The sequence below is a fragment of the Gimesia sp. genome, from assembly GCF_048260065.1.
GTDB lineage: Bacteria > Planctomycetota > Planctomycetia > Planctomycetales > Planctomycetaceae > Gimesia.
In genome coordinates, this window is sequence record NZ_JBLXHC010000028.1 from 18414 (window position 1) to 36991 (window position 18578).

16 protein-coding genes are annotated in these 18578 nt (G+C 50.3%); 9 read left to right on the forward strand and 7 right to left on the reverse strand.

From position 1 onward, the window contains the following. Positions 1 to 261: 261 nt before the first annotated feature. The 4 genes from ACN0YN_RS29390 to ACN0YN_RS29405 all read right to left on the reverse strand — a co-directional run bounded on the left by ACN0YN_RS29390 (position 262) and on the right by ACN0YN_RS29405 (position 2631). Positions 262 to 600, reverse strand: coding sequence for a hypothetical protein (locus tag ACN0YN_RS29390; RefSeq protein WP_417388455.1), 339 nt, complete (start codon positions 598 to 600; stop codon positions 262 to 264). Between the two features lie 140 nt (positions 601 to 740). Beyond that, complete coding sequence (locus ACN0YN_RS29395; RefSeq protein ID WP_417388456.1) at positions 741 to 1067, reverse strand: hypothetical protein; 327 nt, start codon at positions 1065 to 1067, stop codon at positions 741 to 743. A gap of 806 nt (positions 1068 to 1873) precedes the next feature. Continuing rightward, complete coding sequence (locus ACN0YN_RS29400; protein WP_417388457.1) at positions 1874 to 2209, reverse strand: Flp family type IVb pilin; 336 nt, start codon at positions 2207 to 2209, stop codon at positions 1874 to 1876. 83 nt (positions 2210 to 2292) lie between these two features. Then, on the reverse strand, positions 2293 to 2631 hold the full coding sequence (locus tag ACN0YN_RS29405; protein WP_278470225.1) for a hypothetical protein: 339 nt from the start codon (positions 2629 to 2631) through the stop codon (positions 2293 to 2295). A gap of 653 nt (positions 2632 to 3284) precedes the next feature. Between ACN0YN_RS29405 and ACN0YN_RS29410 the strand changes: the two genes are divergently transcribed. Continuing rightward, positions 3285 to 4154 (forward strand): formyltransferase family protein, encoded by an 870-nt coding sequence (locus tag ACN0YN_RS29410; RefSeq protein ID WP_417388458.1) that lies wholly within the window; start codon positions 3285 to 3287, stop codon positions 4152 to 4154. A 5-nt stretch (positions 4155 to 4159) separates the two neighbouring features. Here the strand turns inward: ACN0YN_RS29410 and ACN0YN_RS29415 are convergent, their stop codons facing one another. Further along, the gene (locus tag ACN0YN_RS29415; protein WP_417388459.1) at positions 4160 to 4849 is read right to left on the reverse strand and encodes a uracil-DNA glycosylase; all 690 of its coding nucleotides are present in this window, start codon (positions 4847 to 4849) and stop codon (positions 4160 to 4162) included. 289 nt (positions 4850 to 5138) lie between these two features. Between ACN0YN_RS29415 and ACN0YN_RS29420 the strand changes: the two genes are divergently transcribed. Beyond that, positions 5139 to 5633, forward strand: a complete 495-nt coding sequence (locus ACN0YN_RS29420; RefSeq protein WP_417388460.1) for a hypothetical protein — start codon at positions 5139 to 5141, stop codon at positions 5631 to 5633. Between the two features lie 33 nt (positions 5634 to 5666). Here ACN0YN_RS29420 and ACN0YN_RS29425 read toward each other — a convergent pair whose 3' ends face one another. Beyond that, the gene (locus ACN0YN_RS29425) at positions 5667 to 7388 is read right to left on the reverse strand and encodes an SMP-30/gluconolactonase/LRE family protein (protein ID WP_417388461.1); all 1722 of its coding nucleotides are present in this window, start codon (positions 7386 to 7388) and stop codon (positions 5667 to 5669) included. 388 nt (positions 7389 to 7776) lie between these two features. On the opposite strand from ACN0YN_RS29425, the gene ACN0YN_RS29430 reads away from it, so the two are divergent. From ACN0YN_RS29430 to ACN0YN_RS29450, 5 genes are all read left to right on the forward strand, one after another. Then, positions 7777 to 8328, forward strand: coding sequence for an NUDIX hydrolase (locus ACN0YN_RS29430; RefSeq protein ID WP_417388462.1), 552 nt, complete (start codon positions 7777 to 7779; stop codon positions 8326 to 8328). Between the two features lie 95 nt (positions 8329 to 8423). Further along, entirely contained in the window at positions 8424 to 9539 is a 1116-nt protein-coding gene (locus ACN0YN_RS29435; protein WP_417388463.1) for a pyridoxal phosphate-dependent aminotransferase, read from the forward strand. Between the two features lie 160 nt (positions 9540 to 9699). Beyond that, positions 9700 to 11388 carry a serine/threonine protein kinase gene (locus ACN0YN_RS29440; RefSeq protein WP_417388464.1) on the forward strand — a complete coding sequence of 563 codons (1689 nt, stop codon included), beginning with the start codon at positions 9700 to 9702 and terminating at the stop codon, positions 11386 to 11388. Between the two features lie 167 nt (positions 11389 to 11555). Beyond that, entirely contained in the window at positions 11556 to 13334 is a 1779-nt protein-coding gene (locus ACN0YN_RS29445; protein ID WP_417388465.1) for a SpoIIE family protein phosphatase, read from the forward strand. A 57-nt stretch (positions 13335 to 13391) separates the two neighbouring features. Continuing rightward, positions 13392 to 15392 carry an ATP-dependent DNA helicase gene (locus ACN0YN_RS29450; RefSeq protein WP_417388466.1) on the forward strand — a complete coding sequence of 667 codons (2001 nt, stop codon included), beginning with the start codon at positions 13392 to 13394 and terminating at the stop codon, positions 15390 to 15392. Positions 15393 to 15416: 24 nt separating this feature from the next. On the opposite strand, the gene ACN0YN_RS29455 is transcribed toward ACN0YN_RS29450, so the two are convergent. Continuing rightward, positions 15417 to 15827, reverse strand: coding sequence for a hypothetical protein (locus ACN0YN_RS29455; protein ID WP_417388467.1), 411 nt, complete (start codon positions 15825 to 15827; stop codon positions 15417 to 15419). 450 nt (positions 15828 to 16277) lie between these two features. On the opposite strand from ACN0YN_RS29455, the gene ACN0YN_RS29460 reads away from it, so the two are divergent. Further along, positions 16278 to 17450: a serine/threonine-protein kinase gene (locus tag ACN0YN_RS29460; RefSeq protein WP_417388468.1), complete on the forward strand. Its 1173-nt coding sequence runs from the start codon at positions 16278 to 16280 to the stop codon at positions 17448 to 17450. A gap of 181 nt (positions 17451 to 17631) precedes the next feature. Continuing rightward, the gene (locus ACN0YN_RS29465; RefSeq protein WP_417388469.1) at positions 17632 to 18543 is read left to right on the forward strand and encodes an SGNH/GDSL hydrolase family protein; all 912 of its coding nucleotides are present in this window, start codon (positions 17632 to 17634) and stop codon (positions 18541 to 18543) included. Positions 18544 to 18578: the final 35 nt, after the last annotated feature.

Here is an 18578-nt window from a genome sequence, read left to right on the forward strand (position 1 = left end):
GGGTAATTATGCAGCCAGCATGCCAGTGAGGCTGAAGATGCGGATGTTTTTATTCGTGTTGCTCAGTTTATCTCCCCATGGGGCAAAGACTTAGGGGATGTCTTTATCCAGGGGAATCCGGGGGAGTCTGAATCGTTTCGCTGGTTGAAATGTTAATCAGCCTGAACACAGCGCTTAAACAAACTGTAAGAGCGTGTAATCGAAAAAAGAACCGGCGGAAGATCCGCCGGTTCTCTGAGAGAGACTGTTTTAAGCAATCGTTTACGGTGTTACGCTTTCAGAAGCTGTGACAGCCGTTGTTCCTGTTACCAGGTCACAAGTCGTGTTCAGGTCACAGTCATCGACAGCATCGTTGAAACGTGATCCAGCGTAGTGGCTTTTTGATTTACCATCACAAAAAGTACTGGCTCTAAAACCAGTATAAGCATAACTTTGATTCAGTGAACCGATGGCATTTGAGACATCGTTCAATTCGGTATTTACAGCCACAGCGACTTCGCTCAATCCGACGATCATGGCCAGTACAGCGATAGTCAATACCAGGACCAGTTCTGCAGAAATAATAAAGCCGTTTTCTTCTTTCCATAATGCCCGCAACATGATTTTATCCCCTTGTTTTTTTAATGTTTATTTTGAGAGTTGCTGGAATTCCACTTGGATGAGTTTCATTTTTTTTAGAAGAAAAATCTCTGTTCAGGAAGTTCCTGAACAGAGATTTGAGAATCTGATCGAAATCAGAATTATGGAGTTTCGTCAACAGTTACACCTGTTGTACCTGTAACCAGGTCGCAAGAGTTGTTCAGGTCGCAGTCATCGACAGCATCGTTGAATCGTGAACCAGCATAGTGGCTCTTGGTTTTACCATCTGTTGATGCACGGAAACCAGTGTAGGCATAGCTCTGGTTCAGAGATCCGATTGCGTTTGAAATGTCGTTCAGTTCAGTGTTGACAGCTACAGCAACTTCGCTCAGTCCAACGATCATTGCCAGAACGGCGATGGTCAAAACGAGTACTAATTCAGCTGAAATTACGAAACCTGCTTCATCGTTCCAAAGTTGATTTAACATCTTAGTGAGTTCCTTGGTCTTAAAAAATTAAATTGAGAGACGAGTATGTGGTTTGCTTTCCGAGAAAGAAAACAGCCCATTAAACACAGATAAATAAAGCGAAAGCGATATTCATCAATTAGCCAGATTGAGAGACTACGCTCCATTCAGGCACATTTGTGAAATTACCGGCCAGTAATTTCACGTCACAAACTGCAGTGTTGTATTCATCAAAATTTCTATAAAATGCACGTTATGACCCGCGGAGCGATGGAAGCCCAGAAAATGATGCCGAAGACATCATTCGCATTGAATGCTCTCTCACCTTCATGCAATGCCGTTGACTTCTCTTCTTCTTTCGGGGACAAGTCGCGAGAATTAGAAGAAGCCTCAACACGGGTCACAACGTTGCGAATCAATCGGTGTCAGTTACCTTTCAGAAATAACTCTCAGTCATTTGTTTCATTCACTCTTGTTGCAGATCTCATAACGCAGTCGATGTGCCATTCGTCAGAAAGCGGGGCGTTGTGAGAAGTCCACAGAGCGTGTGGAGCGGGAGAAACGCGATTTAACAATCGCTATAACTGTAATTGAAAATACGATTTACAGTTTCTGCCAGGAGAGCGGCCAGCGGGGCACAAAAAGTTTGGCAGGTTGCATTCAGGCAACACGGCATATCAAGGATGTTTTACAGTCTGTATAAGTGACTGTGAAACAGATGCGTTTTTTTTGAAACATCAGAACTCTGGTAGCGGTAAACCACTACCAGAGTTCGGGATGTGTCTAATTTACTGATTATATCAGTCGCTCTCAATTTGCGTCTTAGACTAAGGTGTTGTCGATTCGGAAGCAGTAACGGTGCCAGTGCCTGTAACCAGATCACAAGTTGTGTTCAGGTCGCAGTCATCAGTGGCATCAGAGAAGGTAGAGCCGTAGTAAAAGCTTTTCCCTTTTTCCGATGGGCCACCTGCTGCCGCAAAACCAGTGTATGCGTAGCTCTGGTTCAGCGCTCCGATGGCATTTGAAATATCGTTGAGTTCTGTATTCACAGCAACAGCAACTTCACTCAGGCCCACAATCATAGCCAGAACAGCGATGGTCAGGACGAGTACCAGTTCTGCTGAAATTACAAAACCACTTTCATCTTTCCATAAAGCTTTCATTCTGGTGTTCCTTTAATAATAAAAACTCTGCCCGGGGCTGGCCCGGACAGAATTTCAATTTTGGTTGAAACCCAAAACTAAGACTATGGAGTCGTAGATTCGGAAGCGGTAACAGTACCGGTACCTGTAACCAGATCACAAGTTGTGTTCAGGTCGCAGTCATCGGTAGCGTCTTCAAAGCGTGAACCAGCGTAGAAGCTTTTGCTTTTTCCACCAGCAGCACCGGCTCCAACGAAACCAGTATAGGCGTAGCTCTGATTCAGAGCACCAATTGCGTTTGAGATATCGTTCAGTTCAGTGTTTACAGCGACAGCGACTTCGCTCAGTCCGACGATCATGGCCAGGACAGCGATGGTCAGTACGAGTACGAGTTCCGCAGAAATAACGAAACCAGCTTCGTCGTTCCAAAGTTGATTCAACATTTTTGAGTTCCTTGTGTTTTACTTGAGAGTTACGTTTTTGTTTTCGGCCCTGATCGAGAAACCATGAACCGCGAGAGACAACCCGGAGGCAGACACGCTTCCAGGTCCCGGCAGTGGTCATCAACGGTTCGGAAAGACCCTGAGAGAATCTTCCTGAGACAACGATGACCACAGGAATGCAGCAGACCAGAAAAAAAGTGAGAACCGGTTCACTCACGATTTGCCTGGGTTCAGGAGTGTGGGGTACACATATCCTCCTGCTGAATTCCCATATTGCCAGTTATGATGATCGCACAGACCATGCCGAAGGAACTTTCTTCATAAACGTTACAGTATGCAAAATACGCAACCTTTCACTAACACCTTTAATGCTTGTAGTTTAACATTTGAAGTTGCATACCTGGTGAGTTGCGGTTGTTCAGCAGGAACTCCTGTTTTTGTAAGGAATCCGAAACACTGCTTTACATTTTCTGTTTACGAAATCCAACAAATGCTTACATTGAACAGAATTGATTCGCGCGGAGGACGATTCGCTCTTCCTCGGACAGAAGCAGCAGAGGCTGGTGTGGTGATGTGTTACAATTACTGACCGGGTAAGTACATCCAGCAGCCCGGCTGAGTAGTATCACCAGTTGTGAAAGTGTGAATAGAACATGCAGGTAACGATCACAGCCGTCGGACCAGACAATCGCGGTTTAGCTGACCCCATCGTGCACTATGTAACGGGGGTCGGGGCAAATATTCATGAGATTCAGATGTATGACCATGATTCGGAACGTCTGTTTGCGATGTTGTTGCGCATCGACTGGCCGACCGATGTCGAACCGATTGCGGTGTTACGTGAACGGATTATGCAGATTGGAACTCAAAAAGGGCTGACACTGCGTGTCTGGGCCCGTGATGAACACGAACGCGTCCCCCGCATAGCCATCTGCACGACCTATCGCAGTGAACCGGCGGCAGCGGTCTTAAATGCCATCAAAGAAGGTGTGATCCAGGCGGAACCGGCAGTGATTATCGGAAACCGGGACCGTTGTCAGTCCCTGGCGGAAGCGCATCAGCTGGAATTTCATAACATTGGTGATGACCGGGGGAACCCGGATAACGAACGCATGGTAGAACTGTTCGACTCGTATGACGTCGATTATGTATTGCTGGCTCGCTACATGCGCGTACTGCCGCCACGGATCTGCTGGAGCTTTGCCGGCGGCCGGATTATCAATCTGCATCACGGGCTGCTCCCCTCCTTTCCCGGATTTCAACCCTATGAAGACGCATTCAGTCACCATATGCTGACCTTTGGCGCCACGATTCATTTTATTATTCCCGAACTGGATGCCGGAAATCAGATCATTCATCAGAACGCATTTACGGTCTCGCCGGGAACGTCTCTGAAAGAGATCAAGCGGATTGGTGAAACCGAACACGAGCCGGAATGCCTGGTAGAAGGGGTTCGGCGGGTCATCGATCGAGAAGTCGAGATGCACTTTCATCGTGTGGTCGGGATCAACGGCAAAGACTGAATAGTCTATTGTTCCGTTTTGAGCTTTGTTTTGACCAGCTCAAAAACCGAGTCGAACATGGGTTCGGTGAGTCGACCGGTGAAAGTATTCTGCTGGCTGGGGTGATAACTGCCTACGAGCCAGTGACCGTCTGAAAACTGGTACGCGGCGCCATGAGAAAATGCAGGTCGCTTTTCGGTCAGGATCCCCTGTCTTTTTTTGAAGTCCAGCACTGCTTTCCAGCCAATCTGCCCGAGTGCCAGAAAGACTTGAACGGGCAACAGGTCAACAGTCTGCGCCAGCCAGGGATCACAGTTTTCAATCTCTTCGCGCGTGGGTTTGTTGGCAGGGGGCGCGCAATGACAGGTGGCGGTGATGGCACAGTTGATTAATTTCAGTCCGTCTGAAATATGTTCTGCGGCAGGCTGGCTGGCAAAACCTGCTTTAAACAGTGCACGGTACAGCCAGTCTCCGCTGCGATCGCCGGTAAACATACGGCCGGTGCGGTTGGCACCATGGGCCGCCGGGGCCAGGCCCACAATCAGCAGCTGGGCTTCTGAGTCTCCGAAGTTGGGGACAGGTTGCCCCCAGTAATCCCAGTCCTGGAAGGATTTTCGTTTTTCCACTGCGATGTTCTGACAGTGTTCCAGTAAACGTTCGCATCTGGTGCAGGCGATAATGTTCTGATTTAATTGATTCCACTCGGAAGCTGACATGGATTCCTCAAAAACGCGAATGAGACGTTCCCTGCTGAATATGATTCCTGTATCGATTAGTCCAACGGAGACGATTAATTGCAAATGATCTGTATCAGGAATACCAGTAAACGGGTCAGCGCGTCAAACCGGACTCTATATTTATAAGAAACATTTTAAATTCGAGGCTTGATAATACATCTCAGGCCACTTTACGATAGTGAATAGTGATTCCCGGATCCGATTGAGATTCGGTACATGTGTCCGCATCAGATTCACTGCTTTTGACCTCGTTTCAGGAACAGCAATTGTGTCAAAACTACAACTTCCTCTGATTTCACTGGTGGCAGCAATCCCGGGAGGCTACCTGGCCTATCTGCTGGTGATGGTCTTTCTAAACCATGCGGAAGCAATGCCGACCATGCTGATGGCATTTGCCGGTATGACTCTGCTGATGTGTGGAGTTCTGGTACTGATGCCCGTCGGGGCATTGATCTTTGGTCCCAAAGGAGGGGCGAAGAAAAAAGCCAAGAGCAAAGAGAGTGAAGAAGAAGATTCGTTCGACGAAGAAGATGATAACGAGGAAATGGTTTCTGATTCCGCCGCCGAACTGTCCGGTGAGTTCGAAGAAGATGATTTCGACGAGGCAGACGATGACATGCTCGATTCAGCCGGCGATCTCGATGTCGGCGATGATTTTGATGAATTCGATGATGCCGAAGCCAGTGGGGAACTGTCAGACGGCGAATTCGACTTTGCCGATGATGAATATGAATTTGACGAAGATGAAGAAGAGGACAAATAAGCTTCGTCCCCTTCTTCTCATCGAGTCTACCGCTTATTTGAGATTCTGCTGAAAGAACTGGTCCATATCTTCGACCATGTCGTTGAACCAGGGTAACTGGTTCCAGCATCCATGTTTCCCTTTAGGATAAACTTTAATTCCGGTGGTCACGCCGAGCAGTTTCAGTTTTTCTCGCGAGGGAACATTGCGATCCGGATTGTCGAACTCACCTGTCATAAACAGGAGTGGAGGCGTGTGCTTGTCGAAATGCAGATAGGCATCGCTGAGTCGATACAGTTCGGGAGCCTCATCAATCGTTTTTCCGAGCCACTGATTGGAATAGGATTTGTCGCCGCTTTTACGGGAACGTTCGGCAACAGAGCCTGATGCCATTTCCATGGGACCTGCCATCACGATGGCGGCCTGCAGTTTTGAGGATTGATCCGCATGACCGGCATCTCCCTGCAACTGTTTTTCATCGGGAGCAGCCGCCATCAGACCAACCAGATGACCGCCGGCAGAACCACCCACGGCACCGATCTGATCCGGATTGACATGGAACTGTTTCGCTTCTGCTCTCAGGAACCGGACAGCCGCATTGCAGTCCTGGATGCCGGCTGGAAATTTAGCTTCATGCCCCAGACGATAGCCGACAGCCATGGTGACATATCCGCGTTCACATAAAGCGACTGCGAGAGCGCGGAATTTCGTTTTGTCTCCGTTCATCCAGCCTCCGCCATGCACGACAACGACTGCAGGAAAAGGGCCTTTCCCCGCTTTGGGGACGAAAATGTCTGCCAGCAGTTTACGGGTTCCCGATTGTCCATAGACCACATTCAAGTGCGGGGTGACGGAGTCCGGAACGGTGGTCGCAGGTCGGTTGGAATTACTGTCTGTCGCAGAGACAGCTGGTTCAGGCATACAGCCATAAGCATTCATACGCTGACGGTACAGACCTCCAAAGCCGGTAATGTAAAGCGAACGCATGTCCGAGTCACCGAAGGCGCAGTTGATGGGACGTGTGGGAGTATGGATTTTTGCCAGCAGTTTCCCTGCGGGATTCCAGATCCAGATGTCGGCGGGACCCGCACAGTAGACGTTACCGGCGCGGTCAACCGTCATACCGTCTGCCCCTTTATCCGGGCCGGAATCCATCTTCGCAAACAGGCGTCCGTTCTTGGCGACGCCGGGACTGACGACATCATAGGCCCAGATTTCTTTTGGCACATAGGAGGCAACATACAGGATTTTCCCATCGGGAGAGAGGATCAGTCCGTTCGGGGTTTTGATCTCTTTGATGGCGACAGACTGTTTCCCTTCCGGAGAAATCCAGATGACTTCTCCCGAGCCGGTGAGTGTGTAGTAGATGCCTCCCTGCTGATCGACGACCAGATCGTTGGGTTTGCGGGGAGGTTTGGCATCCGCGGGCTGACCGGCGATCGGAGTTTTCGTTTTTCCATTCAACACACTGATCTGGCTGTTTCCGTTATCGGACAGAAAGAGTTTGCCATGATTGAAATAACTGGCACTGATCCGGCCGGCGTCATCCAGAAAGACGGTCACCTTTCCCGAGCGGGGAAAGTAGCGGTACAGTTTGCCCCCTTTGACATCCGGGAAATAAAGGCTGCCTCCCCCATCCCAGGCCGGGCCATCCGCCAGGCCGAAGTCAGTGGCGATGGTTTCCAGTGGGGAAGAGGTATCGACGATTGAATCTTCTGCGTGAGTCTGATTCAAGAGCATCGTGAATGTCAGGAGTAAAAGAACGAGCGGTTTCATAGGTGTTTCCTGGTATCTGAGAAATAGAAGTTCCCATTTTTCAACAAGGTGATTGAGAGTGACTGACAGTTGACAATTTGACTGATGCACCCACATCGCAAGTGTAGCAAAAACTGATAAGGGCACATACAATCAATGCAGGCAGAAACAGAAAGTTGCGGTCCCCGGAATTTTGAGTGAACCTCAGTTGTATTTCTGGTATCAAAACGATAAGCATCAAACCGGTGCTTCGGTTCTGATGAAACAGTGTGAATCTGATTTCCATTCTCAGAAAACTGATTCAGCAGTTCAATCGTTAAAGGAGTGATTGAACCTGTTCTCTGTCAGAAACATCAGGCGTCTGCCTGGGGGCGATACCTGTCTAATTCTAATAATTTGAGAGATGACTATGAGTGAGGAAGGTCAGGAAACCGATCAGACGATTATTGAACGTCGTTTTATCAGACTGGTCCAGCGGGGGCGCTGGGAGTTTGTGCAGCGCGTCAATTCGAGTGGGGTTGTCTGCCTGTTTCCGTTGACGGTGGACCAGCGTGTGATTTTAGTGGAACAATACCGTCCCCCGGTAGATGCGACGGTGATTGAATTTCCTGCAGGGCTCGCGGGGGATATCACTGGCCAGGAAGAGGAACTGCTGGAGACAGCCGCTGCCCGGGAACTGCTGGAAGAGACCGGTTATCAGGCCGGACAGCTGGTGGCACTCGTTTCCACGGTATCCTCTGCAGGTCTGACGGATGAAGCGGTCGATTTTTTTCTGGCGCTGGATCTGCAGAAAGTCGGTGCCGGGGGAGGCGATGAATCTGAAAAGATCACGGTGCACGCGATCCCCTATGCAGAGATAGAAGACTGGCTGGAGAGTGCGCGGCAGCGGGGATGTCTGCTGGATGCCCGAATTTACGCTGGTCTGTATTTTATCACGAAGCATCTTCAGAAAAACGGGTGAGTGATTCCTGTATTCATTGACCGAAGAAGATAAAATAACTCACCGGTTCCTGAGTAGATCAAACCAAAACTTGAATAATTGAGATTGAGAATCAAATGAGTGAAGAATGGATTGCCGACCGGATGCATCTGATTGACGCGTCTGGCATACGAAAAGTATTTGACCTGGCAGCAAAGATGGAAAACCCGATCAATTTGAGTATCGGACAACCCCACTTTGACACCCCTGATACGATTAAAGATGCGCTCTGTCAGGCGGTGCGGGACGGCAAAAATGCCTATAGCCAGACACAGGGGATTGCACCGCTGATCGGAAAAATTCAGGCGCAGGTCGATGAAACCTACGGTCACGCTGACCGGCAGGTCTTTATCTCCAGTGGCACGAGTGGTGCGTTGATGCTGGTGTTAAATGCGCTGGTCAATCCGGGAGATGAGGTGATCATCTTCGATCCATACTTTGTGATGTACACACACCTCACGCGATTAGTGGGGGGGAAGCCGGTCTTCGTGGAGACGTATCCGGATTTCTCTATCGATATTGAAAAAGTCCGAGCCGCGATTACGGATCGCACGAAACTCATTCTGTTCAACAGCCCGAGTAACCCGACCGGGCATGTCGCTTCTGAGGCAGAAACAAAAGCTTTAGCGGAGCTGGCGGCGGAGAAGAACATCGCGCTGGTCAGCGATGAGATCTATCGTTCGTTCTGTTATGGCGGACCCTTTGCCAGTCCGGCTGCTTATAATGAAAATGTCATCGTGATTGATGGCTTCAGTAAATCACATTCCATGACCGGTCACCGTCTGGGATTTGTGCATGGTCCCAAAAGTGTGGTTCAGCAGATGATCAAGCTGCAGCAATACACGTTTGTCTGTGCGCCGCATCCCGTTCAATGGGCCGGGCTGGCTGCACTGGATTGTGATATTTCAGGCCGTGTCGAGGAATATCACGAAAAACGGGATCTGATGCGGGATCTGCTCTCGGAGAAGTACGAAATCTCCGGCGCGCAGGGCGCATTTTATATGTTTATCCGCACTCCCTGGGGGACAGCAACCGAATTCTGTACGGCGGCGATCCAGAATAATCTATTAATTATACCGGGCAATGTGTTCAGTGGTCGCGATACGCATTTTCGCATTTCGTATGCCCAGGAGAATTCGATTCTGGAGCAGGGGGCCGAAATTTTGAACCGTCTGGCAGACCATCCTGTGTGAATAATCCGTTAATCGGTTGATGAACTCCCTGTAGAAGCAGGTTTTTTGCGACAATTGAAAACTTTCTCTATACCTGAAAGGGTATCACCTCTATTATGGAGAGAGTGTGCTGCTTTCTTTCAGTGATCAAACGACTTACGGTACTGCCAGATAACAACTTATGCCATCTGAAAAGCCGCAGAATAAGACCAGCAGGGTTTCCGCTGAAACGCCTGAGGACAGCTTAGACTCTCTCTCGCGAGAGCCTGAGGGGTTGAGTCTCCCCCCGGTGTCTGGTTTCGTCGATTCTGATTCCACGCAAAATACGGTTTATCGCGCCAGTGAAACCACACAGAAAATGAAATTCCCCCCGGAATCAGAAAGTCTGATTGGCAAGCAGCTGGGAGATTTCAAGATTTTACGCAAGCTGGGCCAGGGGGGAATGGCCACCGTTTATCTGGCGGAACAGGTCTCACTCAAGCGTGAAGCCGCCATCAAGGTCATGCACAATGAGCTGATGAGTGACGAGACGCACGTCAGACGCTTTGAACGGGAAGCGAAGGCTGCGGCCGGGTTGACTCACCCGAATATCGTCCAGGTTTATATGACGGGCGATTTTGAGGGGACGCATTACATCGCGCAGGAATATGTGCGAGGCATCAATCTGAAAGAGCATCTGGCGCGAAATACACCGCCTGACTGTAACCTGATTTTACGGATCATGCGACAGGTGACTGCTGCCTTGAACGCTGCTGCCGAAAAGGGGATCGTGCATCGGGATATCAAACCTGAAAATATCATGATCACCTCGAAAAAACTGATCAAGGTGGCTGATTTCGGTCTGGCGCAGATTGGCCAGTCGGAAGAACGGGTGAACCTGACCCAGGTGGGGACCACAATGGGAACCCCCCTGTATATGAGTCCGGAACAGGTCAACGGGAAACCCATCGATCAACGGAGCGACATCTATTCCCTGGGGGTGACCTGTTACCACCTGATTTCAGGTAAGCCCCCCTTTAACGGGGAGACAGCGCTGTCGATTGCTGTGAAACATCTGAATGAAGCCGCTTACCCGCTGAAAAAACGCCGTCCCGATCTGCCGGAAGAACTCTGTAACCTGGTGCACCGGATGATGGAAAAGAGTCCGGACAAACGGCCTGCGAATGCAGCCGAGTTGATGCAGGAAATCAAAAAAATCTCGGAGGAGAGTCCCGGGATTCACAGGCGCAGCTGGAGCGAAATGCTTCCATTTCAGGGGAACCGGAGTTTTCAGAAACAGCTGCTGACGTTTATTCTGGCGTCATTGTGTCTGGGGGGAGTGGCCGCTGCCGTCGGCTGGGTGAATCGCCCCGGCAATCCGCTCGATGCCCCCTTTCAGGCTTCAGAGAATCAAAGTTCGGAACTGACGTTCATTCCGAAAGAGGATAGTGCCTCAAAGCAGTTCTTTCTGGCAACCCGTCTGGGCGTCAGTGAGGATGCCTGGCAGGCCGTCATTAAGAATTATCCGGACAACGAAATCTACACTCCCCGGGCCAAAATCCGTCTGGGAGCGCTGTTGATCAAACCGGGACGTTATGAAGAAGCAAAGGCGATTTTCCAGGAGCTGGTCAATTCAGGACAGGCGGAACAGGTTACCAATGGCTATGCAGGGCTGATGGCGTTGGAAAGCCTGAATGGTCATGCACGAAAGTCCCAGGATATCTGGGAGCTGTATTTGAACAACAATCAGGATCAACTGGACGGTGAATTGAGAAAGATCGTCTATGAGGCGTTGGTGTGGAACCAGAATTCGCCAGAGATTGAGCCCAAAGACTACAAAAAAATGTTCGAGTCATTGCAGAACGAGGAAGAGCAGAACTTCACCCCCTGAACTCAGGAACCCGTACCCTCAAAGGAGTTCTGAGAATCTTGGAGAGACTCCTGAACGGAAGCACTGTCATTTTTCAGAAAAAGTTCTATAATAGGCTCTTGTACTGTCAGGGCCGGGGAACGTTCTGAATCTGTGAGGTTTGAAGTCAGATTCAGGCCAGAACCCTGGTGCCAATCCGTTCAACATTATTCAGTCAAACTCCAGGCAAGTCGGGCACAACGGTGGCGATTTTACAAATACTCAAAGGGAAGGTTCCCGAACAGATCGTCGAGCTGAATGGCGAGCGTGTGATCATGGGCCGCCACCCCAATTGTGAAATCGTGCTCGATAATGTCGCCGTCAGTCGTTACCACGCTCAGATTCTGGAGAGCCACGGTTTTTTTTACCTGGAAGATCTGCACAGCCGCAATGGCACACTGCTGAACGGGACTGTCATTGAAGGGCGTACTGAACTGCATGAAAATGATACGATCAGTATCTGTGATATCCAGATGCAGTTCCTGCTGGATTATCAGCACTCCCCTGAATTCATTGATTCCGCGATTCAACAGACCCTGGAAGTCGCGAACCAGTCACTGAAGCAGGACTCTCAACTTTCGCTGGATGACACGGAACCGAATGAAGGTGTGCTGGATGGATCCTCCATCATCAGTTCGCTCGACCTGAATACGAGCAGCCAGTTACGGATCAACGTCAAACCCGAAGTCAAGCTGCACGCCGTTCTGGAAATCAGTCAGATTCTCAGTCGCGCTTTAAAACTGGATGAAGTTCTGCCGCGTATTCTGGATGGTCTGTTCAAGATATTTCCCCCTGCGGATCAGGGCTTTATCATGCTGCAGAGTCCGGAGCGAAAAAAACTGGTCGTGAAAGCAACCAAAGCCAGAAGAATGGAAGACGAAGATTCGATTCGCATCAGTACGACGATTGTCCGCCAGGCGATCATGAGCGGCTCGGCAATTCTGAGTGCGGATGCCGTCGAAGATGATCGCTTTAAAATGAGCGAGAGTATTACTTCCCTGCGGATTCGGTCCATGATGTGTGTGCCTCTGGTCTCTCAGGGAGGGGATATTCTGGGAGTGATTCAGATCGCCACACGCGATATCGGTCAGCAGTTTGATAAAGACGATCTGGATGTTCTCGTAGCGATTGCACAGCAGGCGAGCCTGGCGGTCGAAAATGCGAAGCTGCATGAAGACCTGGTCAGACAGCGGGATATCGAACGCGACCTGGAATTCGCGCATCAGATTCAACTGGGATTACTGCCTCACAATCGTCCCAAATTCAAAGAGTATGAATTCTTTGATTACTACGAATCGGCCCAGAGTGTCGGCGGTGATTATTTTGACTACATTGAACTGCCCAGCGGAAAACTGGCGGTGACGCTGGGTGACGTGGCCGGTAAAGGGGTGCCCGCTGCGATTCTGATGGCACGCTTGTATGCGTCGGCCCGCTACCAGGTATTGTCACGCGGCACAGCCGATAAAGCGCTGGCGGAATTAAATGCCGAGATTGCCTCGAGTGGAGTGGGGTTACGTTTTATCACGTTCATTCTGGCAGTGCTGGATCCCAAAAAACATACCGTGTCCATCGTCAATGCAGGGCACATGGCGCCTCTGTTGCGCAAGACATCAGATGGCAGTGTCGAACCGATTGCCCAGGATAAGTCGGGAATGCCTCTGGGTGTATTAAAGAAGCAGGTGTTTCATGTGGAAACGATCACCCTGGAAAAAGGGGACACCCTGCTGCTGTATACCGATGGAGTCACAGAAGCCATGGACCAGGACAACAAGTTGTATCATAAGGATCGACTGGTCAAGTATCTGAAGACGGGCCCCGAAGCCGTAGAGCCGCTCGTAAAAGGGCTGTTAGCGGATGTGGAATCCTTTCGAAAGGATTCCATGCAGAAGGATGACATCTGTGTGGTCAGTTTCCGCCGCAAAAAATAATTTAATCTGGCAGAGCATTTCTTAAAGAATGCAGGTTCTGCTGTTCTATCTCACCGGATGAGGCCCGCTTTGACTTTAGACGTACTTTCTATTCTTGGCAGCGATGGCAAGATCGCACAGCGGCTCGAAAAATATGAGCACCGCCCCGAACAACTGGAAATGGCGGAAGCGGTTGCCAATGCGATCGAGCAGAAGCAGCATCTGCTGGTAGAAGCGGGAACGGGGGTGGGAAAAAGTTTCGCCTATCTGGTGCCTGCGATCCTGGCGACCTGTAAGCAGAATGAGACCCGATCGGGCAAAGACCGGAAGCGGTTGATCGTCTCGACGAATACCATCAGCCTGCAGGAACAGTTGATTACCCGCGATATCCCGTTTTTAAATGCCGTGTTGCCGGTCGAATTTTCTGCGGTGCTGGTGAAGGGGCGTTCCAACTACATCAGCCTGCGTCGCTTGAAGGGGGCCGTGGAGCGGGCAGGCAGTACCTTTTCGAAAGAAGAGGAACTGAGCCAGCTGGATCAGATCGTGCAGTGGTCCCATAAAACAACGGACGGCAGTCGTGCGGATCTGGAGTTTCGCCCGATTCCGAAGATCTGGGATGAAATTCAGAGCGAGCACGGCAACTGTCTGGGAAAACGGTGTGCGACTTATAACGACTGCTTTTATTACCGGGCCCGTCGACGCGTCTGGAATGCCGATGTGCTGGTCGTGAATCATGCATTGTTCTTTTCCGATCTGGCGATTCGCCGGGAGGGGAGCAGCATTCTTCCCGATTACGATACCGTGATTCTGGATGAAGCACATACCATCGAGTCGGTCGCCGGAGACCACCTGGGGCTATCCATTACAAACAGTCAGTTCGATTACCTGTTTAACAAACTCTATAACGATCGCACGCAAAAGGGACTGCTGCTGCATCACAATCTGGTCGACTGTCAGCAGCATGTCACGCGACTGCGATTCATGGTGGAAGATCTGTTCGATCATCTGCTGGAATGGCAGAACAGTACCGGTCTGGCCAACCGCCGGATCAGGCAGCTTCCGCCGATTGAAAATGGGGTTTCGCAGGAGATGCGACTGCTGGCCGCCCGCATCGCGGAATATGCTTTCACTCTGAAAAACGAAGAAGAAAAAATCGAACTGTCGGCAGCGGCAGAGCGGTGTACCGCGCTGGGAGATTCATTAAACAGCTGGCTGACGCAACAGGCGGAAGGAGATTCGGTCTACTGGGTCGAGGCGACTCGCGGACGCAATCAGCGGGTGAAAATGGTCAATGCGCCGGTAGATGTCGGGCCGGTCTTGCGTGATGAACTGTTTAACAAGGCACAGACCGTGATTCTGACATCAGCGACACTCGCGGTCGGCGATCAGGATTTCAGCTTCACGCGTTCCCGTCTCGGCTTGACTCAGTCTGAAGAATTGAAACTGGGGAGCCCGTTTAACTACCAGGAACAGGTGCGCCTGATTCTCCCAGCGTCGATGCCCGATCCGGGGGAGAACCCGGCGGCGTATGAAGCGGCGGTTGCTGAGAAATTGAAGCAGTACATCGAACAGACCGACGGGCATGCCTTTGCATTATTTACCAGTTATAAACTGATGCAGCAGTGTGCCGACCGGATCAGTGGCTGGCTGTCGGAACATAACCTGGCGTTGTATCTGCAGGGGGAAGGGTTACCCCGTTCGTTGATGCTGGAGCGTTTCCGTAATAATCCACGGGGAGTCCTGTTCGGGACAGACAGTTTCTGGCAGGGAATCGATGTCCCCGGCGATGCACTGACCAATGTCATTATCACCAAGCTCCCATTCAGCGTTCCCGATCACCCACTGCTGGAAGCCCGGGTTGAAGCGATTCGAAGCCGGGGGGGAAATCCGTTTATGGATTATCAGATTCCCGAAGCGATTATCAAACTGAAACAGGGGTTTGGTCGGCTGATTCGCACCGCCAGTGATCAGGGGCAGGTGGTGATTCTCGATCCGCGCGTGCGAACCAAACGCTACGGAGAAAAATTTCTGGAGAGCCTGCCCGACTGCACTCTCATTATCGATGAGCAGGATGATTGAACGTCCTTTTCATTCCGGCTGGAATTATTCTGAACCAAAAACGATATCGCTGCTGCAGAAGGAACCGCCAAAATTGTTGGCCAGGGTGACGACCTGATCCAGTCCATCCAGAAAGAGTGCGCGGCTCAAATCGTTAAGCGGATGCAGAAAGACGGACCAGAGGACGCCATCGCCGATCGCATAGCGGGCATCCAGGGAACGGTCAAAGTTCGCTTCCATGACATCCCACAAATCGTCTTCTTCCAGATCTTCCTCTTTGAGGATCGGGGTCATGACGCGTACGCGATCGTGTTCCTCGTCAACAATCAGAAAGAGGACCCGCTTTCCGTACTCTACTTTCCAGCAGCCCTCACCGGCTTCCAGAATCTGACCTACTTCATCAATCAGTTGAGATATCGATTGCGCGTTTAATGTTGATTTGATAGTCGCAATCATTGTCCTGCTCCTTGAACAAGTATCCTGAATTTTGAAATCGGGAACCGGATAAAAACAGTGTTGAACCTGATGTTCTGGTATCTTGTCCAAACCAGTACTTTCACGAACTCCGCCCTGTTTTTGTTCACAGGATGTGATACGATTCCTGTATCCGGGCCAATTTCAGTGTGCCTTTAATCTCTATTGTTTATCACTTCACTTCAAAAAAGCAACAATTATTTTGAATCGTTCCAGAATTAAAGAATGCGACTAATTTTACATTCGGCGATTCCTGATTATGATACGCGATCCCCCGAATACTCACGGAGTTCGATTCAATCTGAAATGATTCTGCAATGACACCAACGACACTTTGATTTTTCATTCAATCCTGTCGCAAACTCAGCAGGACCTGACCCGGTTTTCATCATATCGGGAGGCATATCATTCCTTTGATGGTTTGGAATTACTTTGACTACTAATGAATCTTTACACCCTGTTTCGCTGGATGAATTAGACCAGCAATATCAGAAGCTGCTCGACGGCAATTCTCTGGACTGGCACAATCAACGTGTCTTTTCCCGGTGCCTGGGTGTTGGTGGACAGGGAGTGGTGTACCTGAGTGCCCGTGAAGGCGCGGATGGATTCCAGATCCCCGTTGCCCTCAAATTATTTTCTCCCAAACGGTATGCCGACGCAGTCGCTTATCAGACCGAGATGGCGCGTTTGTCTCAGGTGGCAGCGCAGGTGGCCCGTGTTCAGGAAAATCATCTCGTCGCCGTACAGAATTTTGTAACCCGCGATCAGGTCTACATCATGGAAATGGAGTGGATCGACGGATATGACTTGCGGAGTCTGTTAACGCCGGCGACGTTCAAACAGATTCGTGAACAGGTCACGTCCCGGCGCTGGAGAAATATCAACAACAATGTCTTTACCAAAGGGGTGCAGCAACCGCGGTTGAAACCGGGAATCGCAGTGGCGATCCTGCGCGAATGCCTGGCGGCGCTGGCGGCCTTGCATCGAAATAATATTATTCACTGTGATATGAAGCCCGCCAACATCATGCTCAAGCGGAGCGGGAATGCCAAGATCATCGATATCGGATCTGCCATCGATCTAAACAATCTCCCCTCGACACAACCGTGTACGCCAACCTATGCGGCACCGGAAGTCCTGTCCGGGGGACGGGCGACCCCCCAGTCCGATCTCGCCAGCCTGGGATATATCCTGATTGAATTCATCACTGGATTTCAGCCGTTTGCCAATCTGAAGTACGCACAGCTGGTTAAAGCCAAGCAGAATATTCTGCAACAGCTTCCCCAGTGGTTTCCTGCAGAAGAATTCGCGCTCAGTGAACCGTTGATGAAGCTGATTCATCGTCTGGTACATCCCAATCCAGCCGAGCGGTTCGCCTCGGCGGAAGCAGCAGATCTGGGCGAAGACGGTGCAGCCGAGTTCCATCGACTGCTCGTCAAAAGTGATCTCCCCAGTGACTATGAAAATGAATTGCGGCTCTGGATTGAGGAAGTCGAAACCGATTACTTTGAAGAGGTCCAGTTGAATTCCGATCCGGACACCACCGTGTTTACTACACGCGAATGGCAGGATGAGAATCAGGATCAAAAGTCCATAGAGTCCTGAATCACGGTCATGGCCGCGATATCTTTACAAGACTAATTAAACGGGCAGGCTGGCCATTTGTTTTGAATCGTCGATTCCTGCCCTGTTTTTTCTGATTCCTGATTTGCTGTAACTCACACTCCCTGTTATTTTAGCGTAGAAGAACTATCCACTACCTGACTACAGCGATTGAGGTATCTCCGTGAATCAGCGTTTCACCGTCTGTCTGCTTTTATTTGTCCTGTTTTCAACTTCCTTCGTTTCCGCGGCTCCGCCTGCTCTGGAAATGAAGTCGGGTGACCGAATTGTCTTTCTGGGTAACACCATGATCGAACGGTCACAGAAATTCGGGAGCTGGGAAAGCGTATTTCTGCGCAGTTTTCCCCAGGCCAAACTCTCGTTTCGAAATCTGGGCTGGAGTGGAGACACGGTCTGGGCGGAATCGCGAGGTATCTTCGATCCTCCGGCCGTCGGTTATCAGCGGATGATCAAGCAGATCAATGAACTCAAACCGAATTACATTCTGCTGGGTTATGGCGGAAATGAAGCATTCGCCGGTAAAGCGGGTTTACCCGGCTTTCAGACCCAGTTACAAAAACTGATCAGTGATCTGAAACCGACAGGGGCGAAATTCATTCTCGTATCGCCGCATCGATACGAAAACGAAGGAGCGCCGCTGCCTGATCCCGCGAAACATAATCAGGATCTGAAACTGTACGCCGACCTCCTGCAGCAGACTGCCGAAAAAGGCGATCATTATTTTGTCGACTTTTATTCGCAGTTGATTCCAGAACCGAATGGGGATCCCGGCTTAGAGTGGACAACCAACGGGATTCATCTGACGAAGGCAGGCTACGAACGTGCTGCGGGCATTATTGCCGTTGATCTCGGTCTGAAACCGATTGAACTCTCTCCTGCGGTCGCTGATGAAGTGACCCAGCTGACTTTCGATAAGAATCGTGAGTATTTTTATAACTGGCGTCCCCAGAATATTACCTATCTGCTGGGGTTCCGCAAACATGAACAGGGACAGAATGCGAAAGAGCTGCCGCAGTTCATTCCATTGATCGAAGCCAAGGAAGCCGCGATCCATAGCCTGGTTTCCTCGCATTAGCTGTCTCTGAATCAGTCCGACTCACGAAATTATAT

Coding starts and splice junctions, on each gene's coding strand:
- ACN0YN_RS29440 (WP_417388464.1), top strand. CDS start 9,700: ATGCCATCTGAAAAGCCGCAGAATAAGACCAGCAGGGTTTCCGCTGAA.
- ACN0YN_RS29430 (WP_417388462.1), top strand. CDS start 7,777: ATGAGTGAGGAAGGTCAGGAAACCGATCAGACGATTATTGAACGTCGT.
- ACN0YN_RS29435 (WP_417388463.1), top strand. CDS start 8,424: ATGAGTGAAGAATGGATTGCCGACCGGATGCATCTGATTGACGCGTCT.
- ACN0YN_RS29415 (WP_417388459.1), bottom strand. CDS start 4,849: ATGTCAGCTTCCGAGTGGAATCAATTAAATCAGAACATTATCGCCTGC.
- ACN0YN_RS29410 (WP_417388458.1), top strand. CDS start 3,285: ATGCAGGTAACGATCACAGCCGTCGGACCAGACAATCGCGGTTTAGCT.
- ACN0YN_RS29450 (WP_417388466.1), top strand. CDS start 13,392: ATGAGGCCCGCTTTGACTTTAGACGTACTTTCTATTCTTGGCAGCGAT.
- ACN0YN_RS29405 (WP_278470225.1), bottom strand. CDS start 2,631: ATGTTGAATCAACTTTGGAACGACGAAGCTGGTTTCGTTATTTCTGCG.
- ACN0YN_RS29390 (WP_417388455.1), bottom strand. CDS start 600: ATGTTGCGGGCATTATGGAAAGAAGAAAACGGCTTTATTATTTCTGCA.
- ACN0YN_RS29400 (WP_417388457.1), bottom strand. CDS start 2,209: ATGAAAGCTTTATGGAAAGATGAAAGTGGTTTTGTAATTTCAGCAGAA.
- ACN0YN_RS29395 (WP_417388456.1), bottom strand. CDS start 1,067: ATGTTAAATCAACTTTGGAACGATGAAGCAGGTTTCGTAATTTCAGCT.
- ACN0YN_RS29455 (WP_417388467.1), bottom strand. CDS start 15,827: ATGATTGCGACTATCAAATCAACATTAAACGCGCAATCGATATCTCAA.
- ACN0YN_RS29425 (WP_417388461.1), bottom strand. CDS start 7,388: ATGAAACCGCTCGTTCTTTTACTCCTGACATTCACGATGCTCTTGAAT.